Origin of the sequence: Clostridium intestinale DSM 6191, from assembly GCF_900130055.1 — a bacterium.
Classification (GTDB): Bacteria; Bacillota; Clostridia; order Clostridiales; family Clostridiaceae; genus Clostridium_T; species Clostridium_T intestinale.
Map to the genome: position 1 here is coordinate 275,518 of NZ_FQXU01000004.1, position 20,659 is coordinate 296,176.

Here is a 20,659-nt window from a genome sequence, read left to right on the forward strand (position 1 = left end):
TCAATTACCTATTCTTTATCCATTTTTCAAGTTCATCTAAATCTTCATTAGTAATTTCATCACTCTCTTCTAAAGTTGATATAATACTTTTTAAAGACTTTCCATGTAGATAACTAAAGAAATCTTTAGTTTCAAATTTTAAATAATCATTCTCCTCTACTATTGGGCTGTAATAGACTTGTTTTCCTATTTTCTCAGTTATAAGAAATTCTTTTTCCACAAGTCTTGATAGAGTTTTTGATGTGGTACTAAGCTTCCATTCTAAAGCTTCTTCCATATGTATAGCTACATCTTTTGTAGATACCTGATCTTTTTTGCTCCAAATAAACTTCATTATCTGAAGCTCTGTTCTAGGCAGTTTCTTCATTTTATAATCATCCCTTCTTCCATTATTAACCTAAATAAATTATATACGACAATTGTCGTAGTGTCAATATAAATTTAGTATATTTTTACTGTAGAAGTATTTCTTAGCTCTATTAAATCTTTTATCTTTTAAATTCTTTATATGCATTTTGGTTTTAACTATATAAAAATTAGGTTATAATTAACTAATAGAGGTTTAAAATAAACACTTGGAGGTGGTATATCTGCTTAAACAAATAAACTTAAACAAAGAACTTTTAGAAGAAATAATTGATATATGTAAAAGACATGCCGAAATTGAAAAAGTAGTTTTATTTGGCTCTAGAGCAAGAGGAGATAATTCACCTAAAAGCGATATTGATTTGGCAATATATGCGAATTCTAACTTTTCAGATTTCATTGAAGATATGGAGAACAATACTAGAACTCTATTAGAATTTGATTTTTCAAATATGCGTACAGTAAAGGATGAATTTTTTATTGAGCAAGTTAACAAAGAAGGGATTATTATATATGAGAAGTGTTGATTTTAAATTTATAAATTTAAAAAAGGCCTATTCTAGGTTAAAAGAAGTAAGTGATATCTATGATGGAAAAAATGATATTATAAGAGATAGTTTAATACAAAGATTTGAATTCACCTATGAACTTACTCATAAAACCCTAAAAGAATTCATGAAATACTTAGGTGTAACATTAGAAAACTCATTTCCTCGTACTATATTTAAAAAGGCTTTCGTAAACAACTTGATTTCTGATGATAAAGTTTGGATTAACTTATTGGAAGATAGGAATTTAACTTCTCATATTTATAACGAAAACATGGCTGATGAAATCGCAGATAGAATAGTTACTAAATATGTATCCGCTATTGAAGAATTGGTGGAAAACTTAGGAAATTTACTGTAGTACTTAAAGTGAAGGTAGCTCAGATTTATTGAGTTTAACCTTCACTTTTAACTTTCAATAATTAATTATTAATATTCAGCTATAAAATCCTATACTTCTGCCCTTTGCTTCTTACATTCTCAGGTATAGTATAAGTTATAAGCTTCTTTTCTAACAACTTACATAATGATCTTTTTATATTTCCTGGTACATTTTCATATCCTAGATATTCTGATATTTCTTTTTTTGATAAAGGCCCATCAGATAAAAGTTCTAATATCTGATCTTCAACTTTGCTTATGAAAATATCTTTTTGTTGTTTTTCATCAACGTATAAGTCTTCATATTCACCATCAAAATAACAAGTGTTTTCATATAACTTAACTATAAAATAAGCTCTACTATCATCAGTTTCAAATACAGGCTCTGGTGAATTATTATCTTTCATGACTTTTATCATTTTGGCTAATCCAACAGCATTTCCATTTGCAAGTCCCAAACTTTCTAAATACTCACCTATTCTTCTATTTCTATAAATCCTAGCTGTGACTTCTCCTTTATCTATATCTTCCTTTTCTATAAACTTATCTGGACCAGGATAACTTACAACTACAATCTTTTCCTTATCTATTCTCACTTCTATAGGGGTGTTTTGTGCGTAATTTCTATGATAAAAAGCATTTATTATGGCTTCTTTTATTGCTTTTAATGGATAGTTAAAAAATATCTCTCCATCTATATTTTTTGATTTTATTAGGTTATTCTCTATATACCTCAAAACAGCTTTTATTTGCTCATATATAGGCCCATGAAAAGTCTTTTCTATGAAGTCATCACAAGTTGTTCCAAGAAAATGAACTAATTCAAGTTGACAACCTGGAATGAATTTTTCTGGTCTATCAGAAAACATCAAAAGGCCTATATTCTTAGGTCTTAGTTCATCATCAATCATATCAAGATTTTTTAATAACTCTTCTTTTGAAAGTTTTGATGTCTCATCATATAGTTCATTTCCTGTATCATAAAGATATTCCTTAATTAAAGACAGTCTCATATCTTCAAAATTTGCATTTAAGTTTACTTCATCATCATTATCAATATTTATAGGATCTATTTTTTTGACTTTCTTAACTTCCTTATCTTTTTTATTTTTCTTAGTTTTCTCCTTATTGATTTCATTATCATAGTAGCTACATATAGCCTCATTTAATACACTGCTCATACCAATATCCGGATCTTTATGAACCTTTATTATTTCTAATATTTTATGTGTTGTTTCTTCACTGAGATTGACATCAACTAAAAATGTATCTTCTAATTCATCATTTTCACTAGCCTTCACTGCAGCCTCAAGGCTTTCATATTTCTTCATACATATCAGCTCCCTATTTAAAAGTTCCATGTATTATATGAAAAAACTCTAGAAATGAATCCACCTTATTAGACATTAACCCCTTTAGATAACTTCATTATTTCTTCTTTTCTTTTTGAATCAATAATATCTAGATATTGATGTAGCTTTTCATGCCACTCTTTTTCACTTTCTGTACTATAATCATATTCATCATACTCATTAGATATTTCTTTTAAAAGTAAAGCTATTTCAAAATCATCTAATACCTTGAAGAGCTCTATAAACTCGTCTTCAAAAATACAATCAGCACCTAATACATCAACTAAATCCTTTAGGCTATGAAATTCTTCCCTAATTATCTCTATTTTTTCTTTCACATCTTCACAATCTCTGATTTCTTCTGTTATTTCTTTGAATATACTGTTATCTAGGCTTTCCCCATCTTCATATTCAATAATGTCTTCAGATGATTTATCTAAACTAAGAAATATCATTTCTAACCTATCATTCTCTAGACTGATTTTTATATATGGTATGAGCTTTTCTACAACTATTTTTATATATTCAATCATGTTTTGATTTTTAATAGATAAACTCTTGATTATCTTTTCTGTTCCATCATAAATACTTTTATTAAAATCATCAGATATTTCTAATTTATCCTTTAGATATATTCTATCACCTTCGCTGATATCTAATTTTGTTATTTCTTTTCCAGCTAATGAACACCCGAGTGAATTCGTGAGTACAAGGGTGAAGATATTAATAAGCAGATGATGTGATTGAACATTAAACCCTTTTAGTAAAGCTTCTATATCTTCTTGTTTAAAATAAGAACAAAACTTATTTTCCATATCAATTTTTTTTAAGTAATCTTCTATATATTCAACTCCAACAAGTTTCATTTCATCATATCCAAGAGGGTAATCTATAGATCCTTGAGTTTCATGGGCCCCAAACCTAACATCATACTCCTTAAAAAACAAGGGAATTCCATACTCCAAAGTATCTACATAGGCATAATTTATAGTTTCAAGCCTTGTTTCATGTACCTGTTTTAATAGATTTTCACATTCTTTTACTTTTTCTTTGATTATCTCTTCTCCATCTTTAAATAGTTTCTTAATTTCAACTTGTTTCATGGCTCTTAGCTTAGCATTAACATGGGCCTCTTTTTTTAGTGATAGGCCTATTGTGTAATAAATAGATAACATGATTTTATCTGCAACCTCAACTCTTACTGATGAACTTTCGTTTCTAGTGTAATAACCTAGGGTTTCAGTTAAAATATTTAAAATCTGGAGTTGGATATTCTCTACCTCTTCTATGGTTAAAAATCTGTTTAAGTGCAAAACTTGTAGCAGAGATTGAAGATAATGCTCATCATTTAATTGATTTTCAAGTAGATCTTCTTTATTAATAATCTTGTTGTTCATCTTCCTCTTGGTCCTCCTCTTTATCATCAATCTTCAAGTAATCTTTTACTCCATATTTAATATTGTGGGCTATGGAATCTAAATACTTATCTCTTAGCTGTTCTAGCGAACCTTGACACTCATTGTCAAAATAACTTTTCATGATTTCTATTAATTCATCATCACCTACAAAATCTAAAGTTTCGTTTTTGTAATAATAAAAAATTTCTATAAGTTCATCTAAAGTCTCTAAATAGTTATATTGAGAAATGTATGGTGAATCACAAAATACTTCTATGATATTTTTAATTATTGCTCCACCAAACTCAACTCTACCATTATTCCTTAAAGATTCGCTTCTTGTTCTTAATATGGTTTTTATGTCCTCATCAGAAAGTTTTAATCCATATTCTAGGGTTTCTTCATTAAAGGCTTTAATCTCCATAAAAGTCTGTTTAGTTACTACAGAATCAGAAATTTTCATAAGTTTATTTTCTTCCATAAAAATCCTCTCCTAAAATTTTATATTTTATTATTGACTTTTTGTTTTAAATATGTTATTATTAAATTATATGTACTTTCATTGTTTCAAGTAACAATTTTACCACTGGCTCTATCTATAGTCAATGGTTTTTTTCGTTCAAAAAGACTGCTTCAATAAAGATTAAAAATCTTATTGCGCAGTCTTTTCTAATTAGAAATAAAGTTTCTATAACTATTGCTTCTCTTTCTAAATTTGTCGCTTTATGTCTGCTTTATCTTATACACTTACCTAAACTTCTTACAACATTGTTGGAAATAAAAGTTGGTGGTATTAGGACTTATATTAAATCCCACAAGCACTCTCTTTATGGATATTTTCATTCCTTAAAATTTCACCCTTATAATTTACATTGCTAAAATCCGATACCTTCAGTTGCTTCTTACCTGTGATAAAATTTTTGAATAATACAAAACACTTATTAGATTCCTCTAAAACTAGAACAAACCAATTTATATAAAAACTTAAATATTTGCTCGCTACGTTATGAAAGTCCTTCAGAAACTGTTTGAACTCTCTCCCTCTTTTCCTAATTTTCAAATTATGCTTACCATCTTTATTTAAAATAACAATCTTTTTAAAATATTTTAAATTAAAACCCATTGATCCATCTATTTTAGCTTTAATATTATTGTCTTTTGCAAAATAAAAATAGGCCCAATTCCTTGGAGATGATATATAATCGCTTGTCTCATTAATTATTGGTTTTAAAATTTTATTTAATATCTCTCTATTAATAGTTGATTTGCTAGATGGCTTTATGAATTTATTATCATATTTATCTTTACAATTTAAGATTATAATATTTTTTCTTTTAAGCCTTTGTCCATTTAGCATATATTCTTCTTTATCTATCCTTCTAAATAGAAAGTTCTTATTAAAAGTATGATTTCCCTTAAAACTTTCCTTGATTTTAACCTCATCCACTTCTATATTAAGGAGTTTTTTATTCATTATCTTAGTTCCGGCAACACTTAATATTTTATGCCTCCAATGAAAAGCTGTTTTTAAATCTATTTTTAAGGATTTAGCTATCTGTCTAAGAGTTGCCCTTTCCTCTATAAAAAACATATATTTAATCCATAAATCAATAGGTTTTTTGCTGTAACTTAAAGGTGATCCTGTTATGTCAGAAAAAACTTTTCTACACTTTTTGCATCTATATCTTTGTATTCCCCTATTACTTTTTCCATATTTAATCACATTATCTGCACTTTTACATATTGGACATGATTTATGATTATTGGGTTTAAACAGTTCTCCTACACTCTTAGCATACTCTTTTAAAAATAAATCTTTTTCAGCTATTTCCCTAGGTTTATTTTCTATAATTAAATTTGCAATGTTATCATAGTTCAAAGGATTCATCTCCTAAAAAATTAATCCTTTGAATTATTACCTTTTAAGTATATTTTAAATCATTAATTTTCTTTTTCTTATAATTATCTTTTAAAACATTTTAATCTAGCTGGAGACTTTGTTGCAACCACTTAGTTATATACTACAGATAGATGATAAAAGGATCTTAATGTAACCACTTCGTGGTGTACTACAGAATATCAGAGCAACTTTTTATTCCAACAATGTTGTATGGGTTTGGGATAGTTCTCCAAAAGGTCTCAGCCAAAAATCGACATGACGGCATTATTTCTAAAGGCTTAATCTATCTGTATTTTCCTATAAACAATAGCTAAAGCTCCTAATGATACAACTCCTATTAAAAATAGTGGGGATATTAATTTAAGATTCACATCACCTAGCGAAGTTAAAATATTCATTCCATGAGTTGCAGGAAGTATATTTGAAACCTTTCCTATAACACTTGGAAGCATTTCTCTTGGAAACATAGTTCCACTTAAAATCATTGATGGAAGAAATATAAATTGCGAAAACATGGTCATAACAGTATTACTTTTTGATATTAGCCCTATTAAAATTCCTATTATAGAACTAACTGAGATAACTAAAATCAAAAACAAAAAATACATCAATATATTACTTGGCATATCTGCTTTAAAAATTATAGGGGAAATTATAAAGATTATTGCTGAAACTATTAGTATATGAACTAATGCCGATAGAAAAGAGGTTAATAATATTACCCATAAAGGAATGTTTCCTACCTTATAAGTTTTCTTGATATCTGATGAGAATATTTCTACTATTGGTACTGGTGTCCCAAGATAAGCCGCCATTGAAATTGCTACTATACTCATAGATTGTATTATTCTCGTTTTAGCATTTGGATCTATTGTAGTAAACACTGACCCCATAACTAAAAAGAATATTAGGGGTAAAATATAATATACAATCAGAACGTTTTTATTTCTAATATCTAACTTACACTGTAGCCAAACACTATATAATATTTCACTCATATTAAACCACCTCTTTCTTTGTATTTACGAGCTCTATAAACCGTTCTTCTAAAGATAAACTTTCAACCTTTAAATCTACTAGAAAATCTTTTTCTTCTTTAACAATATCTACAACTTCCGAAATTGCTTCAGTTAAATTTTCTGATAATAAAGTTACGCTATCTTTTGTTTTATCTACAATACTAGAATTTTTGAATCCAGTATACTTTAGAAGTGAATTATTTATGCTTCTAACCACTATCTTCTTTTCTTTTTTTCCTTCTGTTACTATATCTCTAGAATTACCCAAGGCTCTAACTTCACCTTTAACTATTATCACAAGCCTATCACATAAGGCTTCAACCTCAGCCATATCATGACTTGCTAATATTATAGTTACCCCTTCATCCTTAAGCTTTCTTATCTCTTCATGAAGAGCTACTCTTCCTTCAACATCTAGTCCTGCTGTAGGTTCATCTAATATTAAAAGTTTTGGATTATTAGCTATCGCCAAAGCCAAATGAAGTCTTCTTTTTTGACCAGTAGATAAGTTTCTATAACGTTTTTTATATTGTTCTTTAAGCCCGAACTTATCTAAAAGATCAACTCTAGTTTCTAACTTCCTCCACTTACAAAAAAACTTCATAGCTTCTAGTACAGTTATATCTTCTTGTAGTGAAGTGGATTGTAGCTGAACTCCTATTAGATTTTCACCAGAACTATCTTTCCTTATGTCCTTACCAAAAACCTCAATAACCCCACTATCAAAAGACTTTATTCCTTCAATACATTCTAAGGTTGTTGTTTTTCCTGCTCCATTAGGTCCAAGTATACCAAATATCTCCCCCTTATTTACTTCAAAATCAATCCCCTTCAAAACTTCAAAATTTCCATAGCTTTTCTTTAAATTGTTAACCTTTAAGGCTACACACATCTTACTCCCCTCCTATTCCTTTTGGAATTTTTACATTGTTTTTTATAATATAAGTTCCTAAGGCTTTATTAATATAATTATCTGCTTTTTTATAAAGCAACTTAAAATCTTCTGGCCAGTTATCTACATCTTCACGAAAATCCATGAGCTTTCCAAACACCTGACTATCACCACTGGTAAACTTAATTATGTTCCCCCACCACTCCTTTGCAAATTCCTGTCCTTCAAAACTTTCTGGAGACATCCCTTTACTCTCAAGTTCAATAGCCTTTTCACAACCTGATCTCCACCAATCTATAGAAGTATCAGCTTTATTATTTTCATAACCCTCAGCCAAAGTATTTAGCGTATTTTCATCTAAATGTTTAACCACCCAATAAAATTCATTATTTTCATTTACTAAATTCATCATCTTAGCATATTTAGACCAATCAATATTATTGGTTTCTTTTATTTCATCACTTAACATGTTTATAGACTCTTCTAATTTTTGAAGCTTAGCTATCTTTTCCCTAATTATTTCTGCTTGAGTATTTAGTATTTTAGTAGCATCACTTGGCTTATTAACAGGCATTATTCTATCCTTTATATCATTTAAGGAAAACCCTAAAGATTTTAAGGTAATTATCTGATGAAGTACAGCCATATCCTTACTGTTGTATAACCTTCTCCCCCCTTCACTAAAGCTTGAAGGCTTTAAAATATCTATTTTATCGTAATACTGAAGAGTTCTCACAGAAACATTAGCTTCCTTTGCAAGTTCTCCAACAGTCATCATTTTGATATTCTCCATTTTCTACCACCCCTTAGATTAATTATAATATACGACGTTACGTCATGAGCAAGAGTTTTTTCATAAATTTAGGCAAAAAAATAAAAGGATGTTGCTTTACACAACATCCTTCTAAAAATTATAATTCTAAATACTTTTTAACTACATTTTCTACAGTGAATCCAAACTCTTCTATTACCTTTGGTCCTGGTGCACTTGCTCCAAAATGGTCAATAGCAAGTGTTGCTCCATCAAGTCCTACATATCTTTCCCAACCAAAGCTTGCTCCCATCTCTATAGCTAGACGTTTGCGAACATCATTAGGCAGTACAGATTCTTTATAGGCTTTATCTTGCTTTTCAAATAAATCCATACTAGGCATAGATACTACAGAAACATCTTTACCTTGTTCTAATAAAGCCTTTTGTGCATTTATAGCTAGGTTAACTTCTGATCCAGTTGCTATTAATATACCTTCAGGTTTTGCTCCTTTTTGAGGTGATAGTACATATGCACCCTTTTTAAGGTTTTCAGGAGCCAATTCCTTTGTTCCATGAATTACTGGTAAGTTTTGACGAGTAAGTACCAATAATGTTGGATGATCTTTTGAAGTTATTGCAAGTTTCCAAGCCTCAACTACTTCATTACCATCTGCTGGACGAATTATATTTAAATTTGGTAATCCACGTAAGCTTGATAATTGTTCTATAGGTTCATGAGTAGGTCCATCTTCTCCAACTGCAATTGAGTCATGAGTTAAGACATAAGTTACAGGAAGATTTTGTAGCGCTGCTAGTCTAATAGCTGCTTTTATATAGTCTACAAATACAAAGAATGTACCACCATAAACTCTTGTTCCACCATGTAACGCAATTCCATTCATAACTGCTGCCATAGCAAATTCTCTAACTCCAAACCATATATTACGGCCCTCATATTGACCTGGTTCAAAATCTTTTTGTCCAGCTATCATAGTATTATTAGAAGATGATAAATCTGCTGAACCACCCCAGAAGTTAGGAATATTCTTTGCGAGTGCTTGAATAGTTTCATTACTAGTTACACGAGAAGCTGCACTTGAACCTTCTTCGAATACTGGTAAATCTTTATCCCATCCTTTAGGAAGTTCTTCTGAAAATGCCTCTTCAAACTGAGCTGCAAGTTCTGGATGAGCTTTTTTATATCCATCAAATAGATTTTTCCACTTCTCTACTTCGTTTTCTCCTGAAGCCACAATAGTTTCTTTAAACCTCTTAGCTACTTCCTCTGGAACCTCAAAATCTTGATGGGCCCATTCATAGCTCTTCTTAGCATGAAGTACCCCTTCTGCTCCAAGTGGTGCACCATGAACTTTTGATGTACCTTGATTAGGTGCCCCAAAACCTATTACAGTTTTCACTTCTATTATAGTAGGTTTATCTTTTTCTAACTTAGCTTCTTCTATAGCTTTAGATATTGCAGCTAAATCATTTCCATCTTTAACAAGTATATATTGCCAGCCTTGTGCCTCAAAGCGTTTTCCAACATTTTCTGTAAATGCCTTTGATGTAGGCCCATCAAGTGATATATCATTTGAATCATAAAGCAAAATAAGTTTTCCAAGCTTCATATGTCCAGCCATACTAGTTGCTTCTTGTGATACACCTTCCATCAAGTCTCCATCACCACAAATAGCATATGTGTAATGATTTATCACCTCATATTCAGGTTTATTATAAACTGCTGATAAATGAGCTTCTGCCATAGCAAAACCTACAGCCATAGCTATTCCTTGACCAAGTGGTCCTGTAGTAGCTTCAACTCCATGAGTGTGATGCACCTCTGGATGTCCTGGTGTTTTACTTCCCCATTGTCTAAATTCTTTTAAGTCCTCTATAGTTACATCAAATCCAGCTAAATGTAACAAGCTATAAAGCATAGCTGATCCATGTCCTGCTGATAAAATAAAGCGATCTCTATCTACCCACTTTGAAGATTTTGGACTCACCTTTAGATGTTTGCTCCAAAGAGCATATGCCATAGGAGCTGCTCCCATTGGTAATCCTGGATGACCTGAATTTGCTTTTTGAATAGCATCCATACTTAAAGTACGTATTGTATTTACTGCTAATTGATCTACATTATCGAACACTTTCATTCCTCCTTCTTCATTTTGAAACTCAACATTAGTATTCCTGTACTTAACTTAATTATATACTTTAAGTTATGGAAAATAAATATTTTGGCATATTTTTCTTACTAATGTTTATAGATCTTCTGTTTTGATAGATACTTTATTTTTTATTCTTGAAGCTTTCCCAATCACTTAAAAACTGCTCTATTCCACTATTAGTTAGTGGATGAGACCACAATTTAGGGAACAAACTACCTGGAATAGTTGCTATATGTGCTCCAACTTCAGCAACATCCTCTACATGTTTTAATCCTCTTACACTTGCAGCTATTATTTCTGATTTGTATCCATAAAAGTCTAATACTTTTCTTAATTTTTTTATTAATGCCAAACTATCTGTGCCTATATCTTCTAATCTGCCTAAAAAAGGACTTACAAAAGTTGCTCCAGCTTTTGCTGCCATTAATCCTTGAGCTACTGTAAATACTAATGTGACATTTGTTTTGATTCCTTCTTTAGATAATATATTTACTGCTTTTAAACCTTCTTCTGTCATAGGAACCTTTACTACTACATTAGATGCCCATTTAGCTAAAACTCTAGCTTCCTTTACCATACCTTCTGCTTCTAAGGATATTACCTCCGCACTAACTGGTCCATCTACGATACTACAAATTTCTTTAATAACCTCTTCAAAATCTCTACCTTCTTTTGATATTATGGTAGGATTTGTTGTAACTCCATCCACTAATCCTAATTCATTAATTCTTTTAATTTCATCTACATTTGCTGTATCTAAGAAAAATTTCATAATATCTTCACCTTCCTTTTATACTTCTTTTGAAATAGCTACTAATTCCTTAGCGTGTTCCTTTAATATGTCAAATTTATTTTCATTTACTAACTTCTTATTTGTAAGGTAACTACTTATTCCTGCTCCTGCAAAACCTAATTTTAAAAACTCTCCTAGATTATCTGGAGTTACACCTGCAGTTGCAATAAACTTAACATTGTTAATAGGTCCAAGTAAGTCTTTAGCATAAGTTAATCCTAATGTTCCTGCAGGGAATAACTTAACGAAATCTGCTCCTGCAAAATGGGCTTCTAATATTTCAGTTGGTGTCATAGCTCCTGGTATAGTAACCATTCCTAATTGATTGGCAGCTTGTACAACTTCTTTATTCACATTAGGTGATAATATATATTCAGCACCTGCATTTTTTGCTGCAAAAACTTGTTCAAGAGTAACTACTGTTCCAGCCCCAATTTTAACCTGTCCCTTAAAAGTTGAAGTTAATAACTTAATAGCCTCAGAGGTTTTATTAATGCAGTCTTTATCTCCTTGGTCGAAGGTAACTTCAACTAATTTTACTCCACCTTCACTTAATGCAGAAACTAAATTAACTAAGTCTTGTGCATAAATTCCTCTGCAAATAGCTATTATTTTATTTTCTTCTATAAATTTAACTATACTTGCTTTCATATCTTCACCTTCCCAAATTCTTATTTTATTTTGCTGGCTCTTCTATAGTAGGTTTTAGTATTCCAAGTAATACTGCAGTAACACAAGATCCTATAATGATTGCAGCTACAAACCAAAGCTTATTTTCTACTACAGGTAAAACAACAAACCCACCATGTGGCACATAACATTTTACCTTTCCTATAGCGCCTACTACACATCCAACCGCTGTCCCTATCATTGTTGATGGAAGTACACGTTTCATATCAGCTACAGCAAAAGGTATAGCTCCTTCAGTAATTCCGATTAATCCCATGATACCAGCTGCTACAGCAGTGTCCTTATCTCCTTGATTAAACTTATGTTTAAAGAAACGAGTTGCTAAAAATATTCCTAAAGGTGGTACTGCAACTGCTATTCTAAACATTCCATTTGGTTCATATATTCCTTCATTCATTAATGCTAAAGTAAACATGGATACAGATTTTGTTATAGGACCACCCATATCAACTTCACCAAACAACCCAATAAATATAGCTAGTAATATAGCACTGCTTCCATTTAAGCTACTCATAATGCTTGTAAGTCCATTCATAAATATAGATAAAGGACCTGCTATTACATAAATATATATTAGTCCAAGTACAAAGATGGATATTGTCGGTATAATTAAAATTGGTAAAATAGTCTTAACAGTTTTACTTACCTTCCAACCTTTCATCCATTTAACTAAATATCCAGCACCAACTCCAAGAAGCATAGCACCTAAGAATCCTGATTTTACATCAACCCCGTTTACGTTTACTGGATTATTAGCTATATATCCAAGTATCATACCAGGAGCGAGTCCAGGTTTACCTGCAATTGTATAAGATATATACCCTCCTAAAATAGGAATCATCATAGCAAAAGCGCCTTTACCTAAAACATTTATTTGTTTCATCAGTTGATTTGTTACAACAACCCCTGTTTCCGTCTTATCACCAGTAGCTAATGATATTGCAAGCATGATTCCGCCTGCTACAACAGCTGGCATCATGAAGGATACACCACTTAAAAAAGATTTCTGAATTTCTTTTAAAACTGCTTTAAATTTCATTTTCTCTTACTCCTTTATTATTGATTATTTCTGAATAGTTTTTCTGCTTCATCTATAACCTTACCTGGATAAGAAATAGAATCGTTAACATCTGCATTTAAGATTAATTTATCTTCAAATCTTTCTTCACCTTCTATAAATACAGCTACCGCTAGTATTACAACATCGGCTGCGTCAACTTCTTCCTGAGATAATTCATTTTCTATTCCTATACTTCCTTGAGTTTCTACCTTAACTTCATATCCTCTTCTTCTACATTCCTTTTCTAATGCCTCTTGCGCCATATAAGTATGTGCAACTCCTGTTGGGCATGCTGTAACTCCTACTATTTTCATTTTAAATCCTCCCTTAAAGTTATTTTATATTTTCTTCAATTTGCATTAATAATTCATAAACCTTCTTTTCATTCTCTTCCACAAGATTATTTCTAAATTCTTCATCCATAAGCTTTCTGCTAATTTGAGCTAATATCTTTAAATGAAGGGTTTCTTTTTTACTTTCTGGAACCCCAAGTAAAAATACAAGTTTAACTGGTCCATGCCCCTCATCATCCCACAATATAGGATTCTTTAATCTAAGAAAAGCAATAAACGCTTCATTAACAGCCTCAGATTTTCCATGAGGGATACTAACTCCATATCCAACAGCCGTAGAAAATTCCTCTTCTCTCTTTCTTACTGCTTCAATAAAACTATCTAAGCTGTTAGTGTATTCTAAGTTATAGGCCTTTTCACTTAAAAATTGTATTATCTCTTCTTTTGTTTCTAAATATGAGTCTAATATTATTAAATCTTTATTAATCACTTGCAGCACCTCCTAAAAGTTCGATTATTTCTTTTTCTTTTTTTCCTACTAATAAATGACTAATGGTGTCTTTAGTTTCTACAATTTGGTATATCTCTGATAATATGCTCTTAACCTTGTGCATGTCTTTATTAGCTATACAAATTAAGATGATTGTATTTACATACTTATTATCCCAGCGAATAAACTTTCTTAGCGTCATAATAGCTATTCTGCTTTCTTTCACTGTTTCAGGAGATGCATGAGGAATGGCTGCCCCTGATTCTAATGAAGTCGTTCCAAGCCTCTCTCTTTCTAAAATAGATTCCTTAAAACCTTCATATACTATGTCCTTCTCTTCCATCGCCTTTATCATCGCAAATAAACATTCTTCCTTTGAGTTGTAGTCTTTATCAACAAAAATCATTTCCTTATCCAATATCTGAGGAATGTATTTGAAATTATATTGCTCTATCTTTTCACCTAAATCATTCTCTTTGTAGAAAATATCTGCATAAAAATTAGATATATTTTTCAAATCAATGTTTGTTACTAGGGGTGAAACATATATAATAGGTTTCTTAGTTATATCCAAATGAACAGATGAAATTATGAGATCTACATTTTCAATATCATTTTCATATATTTTTCTCATGGGTACTACTTCAACTATATCCTGAGCTGGTAGAAATCTTTTTATCTTGTTTGCAATAAGTTCTGATGAACCTATTCCTGTTGGACATACTATGAGTATCTTTTTCACTCTTGTATTCCTATCTATCGCCGCTTGAAAATGTACCATGATAAAAGCTACTTCATCTTCTGTAAGAGTTATATTTAATTCACTTTCAACCTTGGCCATCACGTACCATGTAGCACTAAAAGTAACTGAATACTGGCTCTTTATCTCACTTAGTAATGGATTTTGAATCCTTATCCCCATCTTTAATCTGTACTCCATAGGAATTAGATGAAACATGACTCCATCTAATAGTTTCTCATCCCTAGTTAAATCCACATGCATTACTTCACTCATTTCTTTAACCATGTCTTTAACAATTTTTTTATACCGTTTAGTTTCAGTTTCGTTTTTTAATTTAGGTTTTAATCCATGAGCCATAAGCTGTCTATTTAAATAATCTATATCTGTTTCTGAAAAGCTGATATTTAGTTCTTTAGCTATGACTTCTAGTATGTTTTTTGCAACTATATAAGTTTCCAAGGTTTTTATTTCTTCAAAAACAAAATTTCTTTCTGAATATATGTGATTTCTTTTAGAGATTCTAAATATCAAAATTATAAGTGTTATAATTAAGGACTTAAGATAATAGTCTGATAAAGATATGTTAAGCTTTGTTTCAATTTCATTCCCTAATTTAAATGAAATGTCTACAATTTTAGTTGGATAAACTTTTTTTAATACTGCTGGTGCAGACTTGAAAAAGTCCTCTTCTCCAAAACAATTGTTTTCTTCCATTAATATATTTGTATATTTTTTTAATGAATATTGCTTTTGGACTTCACTTCCTATTATTTTTGTCCCTTTTTTATTGGACTGTATAATAACAGTCTCTTCACTTACATATGAGCTTATTAACTCCATATCTTTTGCTATGGAAGTTTTACTTACTAAAAAATAATCAGATAACTTTTGATAAGATATCGTTTTCTCTTCTAGCAAAAGAAGTTTTACAATTTCTAATTGTCTTTCTTTAGTAGAAAAACTTTGTTCTTTCTCATTTCCTGAATTAAGGGAATGTATTAATTCAATCTTTTCACTTAAATCCCCTATTAACTTAATTCCTTGACCAGGTCTTCTATCAACTTCCATTTTGAATTCATTTATATAGCAATTAATTGCATTAATATCACTATATAAAGTTCTTGGAGAAACATTTAGAATACTAGAATAATAACTCATTGGTTTATATTCCTCTTCGTTTAACATTATCTTTATAAGATCTTTATTTCTAGCAGTTAAGTTATCCATGTTTTTTCCCTCCCTCTATATAGAAAAAAAGCGCTTCTCTTTATGTTTCTATATTATCATGGTTTTATTGTCACATATATAACATATCGTTTCCACAATAATGTCGCAATTTATGAATTTATGCAATGCATTTCATCATTATTTCTGCAAAAAATATAGTTATTTTAATTATTTGCAAAAAAATAGAAAGCTACATGGATAATAATGTACGCTTTCTATCTTTAAACCTTTTTTCAACTCATAACTTCTTTTATCTTTATATAAGTATTATGATATCTTTCTTTATTAATAGAATCTTTTTTAAATTCTATCGCTTCCTTTGGACACCAATGTATGCAGGCTAAACAAAATTTTTAATTTTTTCTACTATCTTAATAGTTTTATCTTTTTGATTCTCAATTCTCTCTATAAAATCACTTTTAGGATGTGGATAATACATAAACCACATATTTCCTGGCATATCTATTCCAAAACTTGCTGAAAGTTTAGTTCCTTTATTTTTTAACATCTCATCTATTTGATGAAAAGATATAGCCTCATAACTTCCATAGCTTGCTACCCCAAAAATATATGCACTATCATTTACTATTAGATTTTCAATAAAATCTCTGACCATATGAGGAAGACCCCTATAATATACTGGAAATATAAAACCAATAATATCAGAACTTATATCTTCTCTAATCTTCATGTTGTTCTTACATATCCTTATAAGCTTAGCTTTAGGAAGTTCTTCTTTTATATCTTTAGCTATTTTTAACCCATTACCTGTTCCAGTAAAATAATATATAGTAGTTTCCATATTCTTGAGCTCCTAACTTCTTTACTTAGTTTAACTTTATACCTTTTTACCTTTAATGTATAATTTATAAACTATTTTATAATTAGTTTATCCTCATTCTCATACAAAAACTTTAGCATCTTTATATTAATATCAGCCAAGTTTTTATATTTATTGAATTTACTAAAGTAAGCAATACAGACAATTTGGATTGAGTAAATAACATAAGGAGTTGCTTGTTTCTCTTCCTTGGTTAAGTTACACACACTATCATATCCTTCTATTATTTCTTTGAATATGATAAACCAAACTTCTAATTCTTTTGCTGTTTTTTCGGAGAAAGTTTCTGATAATATTGAGGTTGCTGCATAACATGGGTCAAAAATTCTTAAGTTTCTCTCTGATAATTCAAAGTCTATGAAACTTACTAGTTTATCATCTCTCATAATTATATTACTTGGATTAGGATCTCTATGAATGATGTGCTTATTTAAATAAGGGTATAGTTTTCCAAACTCCTCATCATATTTCTTATAGAAATCTATATGTATGTTCATGAGATTTTTGATATCTTCATGGGCCCCTGATGTTATATTTTTGATATCAGGTTCATTACATATTAAATCCTTGTCATACCTCTCTAATATCAAATGAAGTTGTCCTATTATTTCACCTAGATATCTTGCTTTATTTAAATCCTCATAAACTTCTTTGCTTGTTAAAGATTTTCCTTCAATTTTTCTTGATAACATGAAATATATGTTTTGATATTCCACATACTCCTTGTTGTTTGTTGTTTCTATTGGTATAGGCCCATCAAACCCAGCTTCATGTAAGTCCTTTGATATCAAGATATGTTGTTTTAATCCTGCTAGATTTATGCTTGCTTTTAATATAAACTTATCATCTACACCCCAAACATTTTCAAGTTTATTGCCATTAAATCCATATAAATTTTTAATGTCTGCATTTTCTCTTAAATCCCAGTTTAATAAAATCTTTTTTATTTGTTTTTCTGTTATCATAACATGTTCCTCCTGCTTTAAATTGATTCTATAAGGTTTGTTAATCTTATATTTTTTCATATATTCCTTAGGAGAACATCGATACTCACGTTTAAAAGCTTTAAAAAATCCTGCATAAGTATCAAATCCATAACTTAATGCAACATCTATAATCTTCTCTCCCAAACTTATTTCATATATTGCACTATGAAGTTTTCTTTTTAAGATATACTTATTTACAGGTATACCTATCCCCTTTTGAAATAAGTGATAGTAATGAAATATTGAAAATCCTGATTTTTTAGATAATTCCTCTGCTGATATCTCAGACTTCAAATTATCTTCAATATAATCAATGCTATCTTGAAGAATATCTAAATAGTTCATATGGGCCTCCTTTAAGCAAAAGTCACTTGCAAGCTTTTTTTACTAATATTATGATAACAGATATTTTATTGATTTGATTTCCTGCTTTGCTAACATAAAAGTAGGTTATCTCATAAAATGATATGAAAATCATCTAGAGATAACCTACTATTAAACTTTGTAGATTCTATTCATTACGGCTTCTATTAATGCCACCAATATAATTGCTAATAATAATAGTATAGAAACATCATTTAGTAGAGCAATGGACACTATGATACACGTAGATAAAAAAACATAGATATATCCAAATTTTTTTTCATAGCTTCTATCTATTTTAATTAGAATAAGTCCACTAAGTAAATAGAATAATGAAACTAAAAACAAGATTATTTTTATTGAACTATTATTAGTCAGACTACATGGCATAAAGTTTTTAGTTATAACTAATTGGACAACAGCAAATAACAAAAGAATATATATGATGCTTCTTATAACATGTACATATTTCACTTTTATACACCCCAAACTTAAATGTACGGTTTAAATATCACCTTTAAAATCTTCCACTATACTTTTAATTCTATCATTTAACAAATCCATTTCTGTATTATTTACTTCAATAGACTTTTTTAATTCTTTTGTATTTCTTTCAACCACTCTTAAGGTCCTATTAACATTGTTAAGTGCATTGTTTATTTTATCTTGTACCATGATATCTGAAAAGAAATTATCAAAAAAGATATCAGTCATATCACTAAAATCTCCAGATACATATTTCATATCTAAAGATACATTTACATCATTTAATTCTTTTTTGAAGGATTTTACTAGATATTGTACCTCATTTAAAACTCTATTTGCGTTTTCTATATGTCCACGTTTTATCATTGAGGTCATAAATCCTCCCCCAAGCATATCCATAGTTCCCCAGCCTTTAGCTGATTCAAATTCTTTTTTTGCTTCTTCAAGTACTTCTGTAAGAGACTCCCCTGCATTTATAGCTTCCTTTAATTCTTTATCTAAAACTTTAAGCGACGCTAGTTTTTCTGTACTGTTTACGTATTCTTGTTTTTTAAAGGAAGAAGAATTTAAAAGTTCTCTTTCTTTTTGCTTCCATAAAGCTTCATATTCCTTTACTAATTTATCATAATCTTTTATTTCATCTTTTAAGTTAAAAATACTAACTTTTACATTATTAAGCTCATATTGAGTACTCTCATATTTATGTTTTGCATCTAAAGCTTCAAGTTCTTCCTTTTCAATTTTCTCCTCTAACTTTCCAAATAGTTTTAGGAAAAAACTAACTGAAGATCCTTTTTCCAATTTTTCAACATCTCTCTGCTCTTTAATCCAAGCCTCTTTTTGAAATCCCTCTTTTTCTTTAAGTTTTATATAATCTTCTTCATAATATTTTAATTTATCCTTTTTACTTTCTAAAAGTAAAATCTTTCTTTTTAATTCTAATAATTCATTCATCCAAATACCCCCTTAACTCAAAAAAACTATTACTTTTAATTTTATTATATATACTTTTCATATTATATACAATGATGTAAAAAACTCAGATATACTGAGTTTTCACATAAACTATCAACTTACTTAAGTATAAACTTCTCTATAACCTCAGCTAACACCCCTTGGTTATTATCATTTTCACATACATAATCACAAGCTTCTTTCACTCCATCTACTGCATTTCCAGCTGCAACACTTAACCCTGCAACCTTAAGCATAGACATGTCATTGTAGTTATCTCCAACAGCTATAGTTTCTTCTATTTTAACTCCTACCATTTCTGCCAAATGAATAAGAGCATCCCCCTTATTAACCCCATACTTATTCAATTCTAAATATCTATTTGAAGAATAACTTACACTTATAACTCCATCTGTTATAGCTTTCATCCCTTCGCCAATACTCATAAGATATGGAATATCTAAACTTTGATATATTATCTTAGCAATAGGAGTATCCTTTAAGAAGTCAATTGAGGCTTCCTTTAATTCAACAAATTCGTTATTTTGATTTATGAATCTATTTTTTTCATCTTCATTTAGGTTATATAAATAAACGGTATCTGGGGTATATATGTGAATACATACATCTTTATCAAGTCCATATTTAAATAATTCATCAGCTTTTTCAAAGGAAAGCCCATTAAAAAATAAAGTTTCATTACTAAAATTTTCAATTAAAGCACACCCATTAAAAGAAATAACATACTCATCTTTCTTTTGAAGTAAATCTAAGTCTCTTAATACATTTTGGATAGCCCAGTATCCTCTTCCTGTAGCTGGTACAAACTTTACACCCATTTCAGTAGCCTTTTTTATAGCTTCTTTATTTCTTTCACAAATTTCATGGTTGTCATTTAGTAAAGTTTCATCTAAATCACTAACTATCATTTTATACATATAAATTCTCCTTAAAC

The 20,659-nt window shown here is 29.8% G+C and carries 22 protein-coding genes; 2 read left to right on the forward strand and 20 right to left on the reverse strand.

Features of this window, described 5'->3' with window-relative positions:
- Window positions 1-4: 4 nt before the first annotated feature.
- Entirely contained in the window at window positions 5-367 is a 363-nt protein-coding gene (locus BUA92_RS05145; RefSeq protein ID WP_021802651.1) for a BlaI/MecI/CopY family transcriptional regulator, read from the reverse strand.
- Window positions 368-581: 214 nt separating this feature from the next.
- Here BUA92_RS05145 and BUA92_RS05150 point away from each other — a divergent pair, with 214 nt between their 5' ends.
- Both BUA92_RS05150 and BUA92_RS05155 read left to right on the forward strand, forming a co-directional pair.
- Window positions 582-893: a nucleotidyltransferase domain-containing protein gene (locus tag BUA92_RS05150; protein ID WP_242950062.1), complete on the forward strand. Its 312-nt coding sequence runs from the start codon at window positions 582-584 to the stop codon at window positions 891-893.
- Complete coding sequence (locus BUA92_RS05155) at window positions 880-1,275, forward strand: nucleotidyltransferase substrate binding protein (RefSeq protein WP_073017422.1); 396 nt, start codon at window positions 880-882, stop codon at window positions 1,273-1,275. Before BUA92_RS05150 ends, BUA92_RS05155 begins: the two co-directional genes overlap by 14 nt.
- Before the next feature lie 79 nt (window positions 1,276-1,354).
- On the opposite strand, the gene BUA92_RS05160 is transcribed toward BUA92_RS05155, so the two are convergent.
- From BUA92_RS05160 to BUA92_RS05245, 19 genes are all read right to left on the reverse strand, one after another.
- The gene (locus tag BUA92_RS05160) at window positions 1,355-2,626 is read right to left on the reverse strand and encodes an ATP-binding protein (RefSeq protein WP_073017425.1); all 1,272 of its coding nucleotides are present in this window, start codon (window positions 2,624-2,626) and stop codon (window positions 1,355-1,357) included.
- 68 nt (window positions 2,627-2,694) lie between these two features.
- On the reverse strand, window positions 2,695-4,044 hold the full coding sequence (locus tag BUA92_RS05165) for a DUF6179 domain-containing protein (protein WP_073017427.1): 1,350 nt from the start codon (window positions 4,042-4,044) through the stop codon (window positions 2,695-2,697).
- Entirely contained in the window at window positions 4,025-4,525 is a 501-nt protein-coding gene (locus BUA92_RS05170) for a DUF6323 family protein (RefSeq protein WP_073017429.1), read from the reverse strand. The genes BUA92_RS05165 and BUA92_RS05170 overlap by 20 nt, the downstream gene beginning before the upstream one ends.
- 324 nt (window positions 4,526-4,849) lie before the next feature.
- Window positions 4,850-5,923 (reverse strand): IS1/IS1595 family N-terminal zinc-binding domain-containing protein, encoded by a 1,074-nt coding sequence (locus tag BUA92_RS05175; protein ID WP_073017431.1) that lies wholly within the window; start codon window positions 5,921-5,923, stop codon window positions 4,850-4,852.
- Window positions 5,924-6,222: 299 nt separating this feature from the next.
- A complete protein-coding gene (locus BUA92_RS05180; protein WP_073017433.1) occupies window positions 6,223-6,942 on the reverse strand; it encodes an ABC transporter permease in 720 nt (239 codons plus the stop codon).
- 1 nt (window position 6,943) lies between these two features.
- The gene (locus BUA92_RS05185) at window positions 6,944-7,855 is read right to left on the reverse strand and encodes an ABC transporter ATP-binding protein (RefSeq protein ID WP_073017435.1); all 912 of its coding nucleotides are present in this window, start codon (window positions 7,853-7,855) and stop codon (window positions 6,944-6,946) included.
- A gap of 1 nt (window position 7,856) precedes the next feature.
- A complete protein-coding gene (locus BUA92_RS05190; RefSeq protein ID WP_073017437.1) occupies window positions 7,857-8,648 on the reverse strand; it encodes a MerR family transcriptional regulator in 792 nt (263 codons plus the stop codon).
- A gap of 118 nt (window positions 8,649-8,766) precedes the next feature.
- Window positions 8,767-10,758 (reverse strand): transketolase, encoded by a 1,992-nt coding sequence (gene tkt, locus BUA92_RS05195; protein WP_073017439.1) that lies wholly within the window; start codon window positions 10,756-10,758, stop codon window positions 8,767-8,769.
- A 142-nt stretch (window positions 10,759-10,900) separates the two neighbouring features.
- Complete coding sequence (fsa, locus tag BUA92_RS05200) at window positions 10,901-11,551, reverse strand: fructose-6-phosphate aldolase (protein WP_073017440.1); 651 nt, start codon at window positions 11,549-11,551, stop codon at window positions 10,901-10,903.
- An 18-nt stretch (window positions 11,552-11,569) separates the two neighbouring features.
- Complete coding sequence (locus BUA92_RS05205) at window positions 11,570-12,223, reverse strand: bifunctional 4-hydroxy-2-oxoglutarate aldolase/2-dehydro-3-deoxy-phosphogluconate aldolase (protein ID WP_073017441.1); 654 nt, start codon at window positions 12,221-12,223, stop codon at window positions 11,570-11,572.
- 25 nt (window positions 12,224-12,248) lie between these two features.
- Window positions 12,249-13,301 carry a PTS fructose transporter subunit IIC gene (locus tag BUA92_RS05210; RefSeq protein ID WP_073017442.1) on the reverse strand — a complete coding sequence of 351 codons (1,053 nt, stop codon included), beginning with the start codon at window positions 13,299-13,301 and terminating at the stop codon, window positions 12,249-12,251.
- 17 nt (window positions 13,302-13,318) lie between these two features.
- Window positions 13,319-13,636 carry a PTS fructose transporter subunit IIB gene (locus BUA92_RS05215; RefSeq protein WP_073017443.1) on the reverse strand — a complete coding sequence of 106 codons (318 nt, stop codon included), beginning with the start codon at window positions 13,634-13,636 and terminating at the stop codon, window positions 13,319-13,321.
- Between the two features lie 19 nt (window positions 13,637-13,655).
- Window positions 13,656-14,105 carry a PTS sugar transporter subunit IIA gene (locus BUA92_RS05220; RefSeq protein ID WP_073017444.1) on the reverse strand — a complete coding sequence of 150 codons (450 nt, stop codon included), beginning with the start codon at window positions 14,103-14,105 and terminating at the stop codon, window positions 13,656-13,658.
- Window positions 14,098-16,074, reverse strand: a complete 1,977-nt coding sequence (locus BUA92_RS05225; protein ID WP_073017445.1) for a BglG family transcription antiterminator — start codon at window positions 16,072-16,074, stop codon at window positions 14,098-14,100. The genes BUA92_RS05220 and BUA92_RS05225 overlap by 8 nt, the downstream gene beginning before the upstream one ends.
- A 340-nt stretch (window positions 16,075-16,414) precedes the next feature.
- Entirely contained in the window at window positions 16,415-16,876 is a 462-nt protein-coding gene (locus tag BUA92_RS05230) for an EFR1 family ferrodoxin (RefSeq protein ID WP_073017446.1), read from the reverse strand.
- 71 nt (window positions 16,877-16,947) lie between these two features.
- A complete protein-coding gene (locus tag BUA92_RS05235; RefSeq protein ID WP_073017447.1) occupies window positions 16,948-18,246 on the reverse strand; it encodes a helix-turn-helix domain-containing protein in 1,299 nt (432 codons plus the stop codon).
- A 150-nt stretch (window positions 18,247-18,396) separates the two neighbouring features.
- The gene (locus tag BUA92_RS22955) at window positions 18,397-18,738 is read right to left on the reverse strand and encodes a hypothetical protein (RefSeq protein ID WP_139259303.1); all 342 of its coding nucleotides are present in this window, start codon (window positions 18,736-18,738) and stop codon (window positions 18,397-18,399) included.
- 30 nt (window positions 18,739-18,768) lie between these two features.
- Entirely contained in the window at window positions 18,769-19,704 is a 936-nt protein-coding gene (locus BUA92_RS05240) for a hypothetical protein (protein WP_073017448.1), read from the reverse strand.
- A 119-nt stretch (window positions 19,705-19,823) separates the two neighbouring features.
- A complete protein-coding gene (locus BUA92_RS05245) occupies window positions 19,824-20,642 on the reverse strand; it encodes a Cof-type HAD-IIB family hydrolase (RefSeq protein WP_073017449.1) in 819 nt (272 codons plus the stop codon).
- Window positions 20,643-20,659: the final 17 nt, after the last annotated feature.

What these genes read in the sequence shown, in the direction of transcription:
- fsa (WP_073017440.1), bottom strand. Translation starts at nt 11,551, where the DNA reads ATGAAATTTTTCTTAGATACAGCAAATGTAGATGAAATTAAAAGAATT.
- BUA92_RS05190 (WP_073017437.1), bottom strand. Translation starts at nt 8,648, where the DNA reads ATGGAGAATATCAAAATGATGACTGTTGGAGAACTTGCAAAGGAAGCT.
- BUA92_RS05165 (WP_073017427.1), bottom strand. Translation starts at nt 4,044, where the DNA reads ATGAACAACAAGATTATTAATAAAGAAGATCTACTTGAAAATCAATTA.
- BUA92_RS05205 (WP_073017441.1), bottom strand. Translation starts at nt 12,223, where the DNA reads ATGAAAGCAAGTATAGTTAAATTTATAGAAGAAAATAAAATAATAGCT.
- BUA92_RS05215 (WP_073017443.1), bottom strand. Translation starts at nt 13,636, where the DNA reads ATGAAAATAGTAGGAGTTACAGCATGCCCAACAGGAGTTGCACATACT.
- BUA92_RS05180 (WP_073017433.1), bottom strand. Translation starts at nt 6,942, where the DNA reads ATGAGTGAAATATTATATAGTGTTTGGCTACAGTGTAAGTTAGATATT.
- BUA92_RS05230 (WP_073017446.1), bottom strand. Translation starts at nt 16,876, where the DNA reads ATGGAAACTACTATATATTATTTTACTGGAACAGGTAATGGGTTAAAA.
- BUA92_RS05235 (WP_073017447.1), bottom strand. Translation starts at nt 18,246, where the DNA reads ATGAACTATTTAGATATTCTTCAAGATAGCATTGATTATATTGAAGAT.
- BUA92_RS05145 (WP_021802651.1), bottom strand. Translation starts at nt 367, where the DNA reads ATGAAGAAACTGCCTAGAACAGAGCTTCAGATAATGAAGTTTATTTGG.
- BUA92_RS05155 (WP_073017422.1), top strand. Translation starts at nt 880, where the DNA reads ATGAGAAGTGTTGATTTTAAATTTATAAATTTAAAAAAGGCCTATTCT.
- BUA92_RS05245 (WP_073017449.1), bottom strand. Translation starts at nt 20,642, where the DNA reads ATGTATAAAATGATAGTTAGTGATTTAGATGAAACTTTACTAAATGAC.
- BUA92_RS05240 (WP_073017448.1), bottom strand. Translation starts at nt 19,704, where the DNA reads ATGAATGAATTATTAGAATTAAAAAGAAAGATTTTACTTTTAGAAAGT.
- BUA92_RS05160 (WP_073017425.1), bottom strand. Translation starts at nt 2,626, where the DNA reads ATGAAGAAATATGAAAGCCTTGAGGCTGCAGTGAAGGCTAGTGAAAAT.
- BUA92_RS05225 (WP_073017445.1), bottom strand. Translation starts at nt 16,074, where the DNA reads ATGGATAACTTAACTGCTAGAAATAAAGATCTTATAAAGATAATGTTA.
- BUA92_RS05210 (WP_073017442.1), bottom strand. Translation starts at nt 13,301, where the DNA reads ATGAAATTTAAAGCAGTTTTAAAAGAAATTCAGAAATCTTTTTTAAGT.
- BUA92_RS05185 (WP_073017435.1), bottom strand. Translation starts at nt 7,855, where the DNA reads ATGTGTGTAGCCTTAAAGGTTAACAATTTAAAGAAAAGCTATGGAAAT.
- BUA92_RS05170 (WP_073017429.1), bottom strand. Translation starts at nt 4,525, where the DNA reads ATGGAAGAAAATAAACTTATGAAAATTTCTGATTCTGTAGTAACTAAA.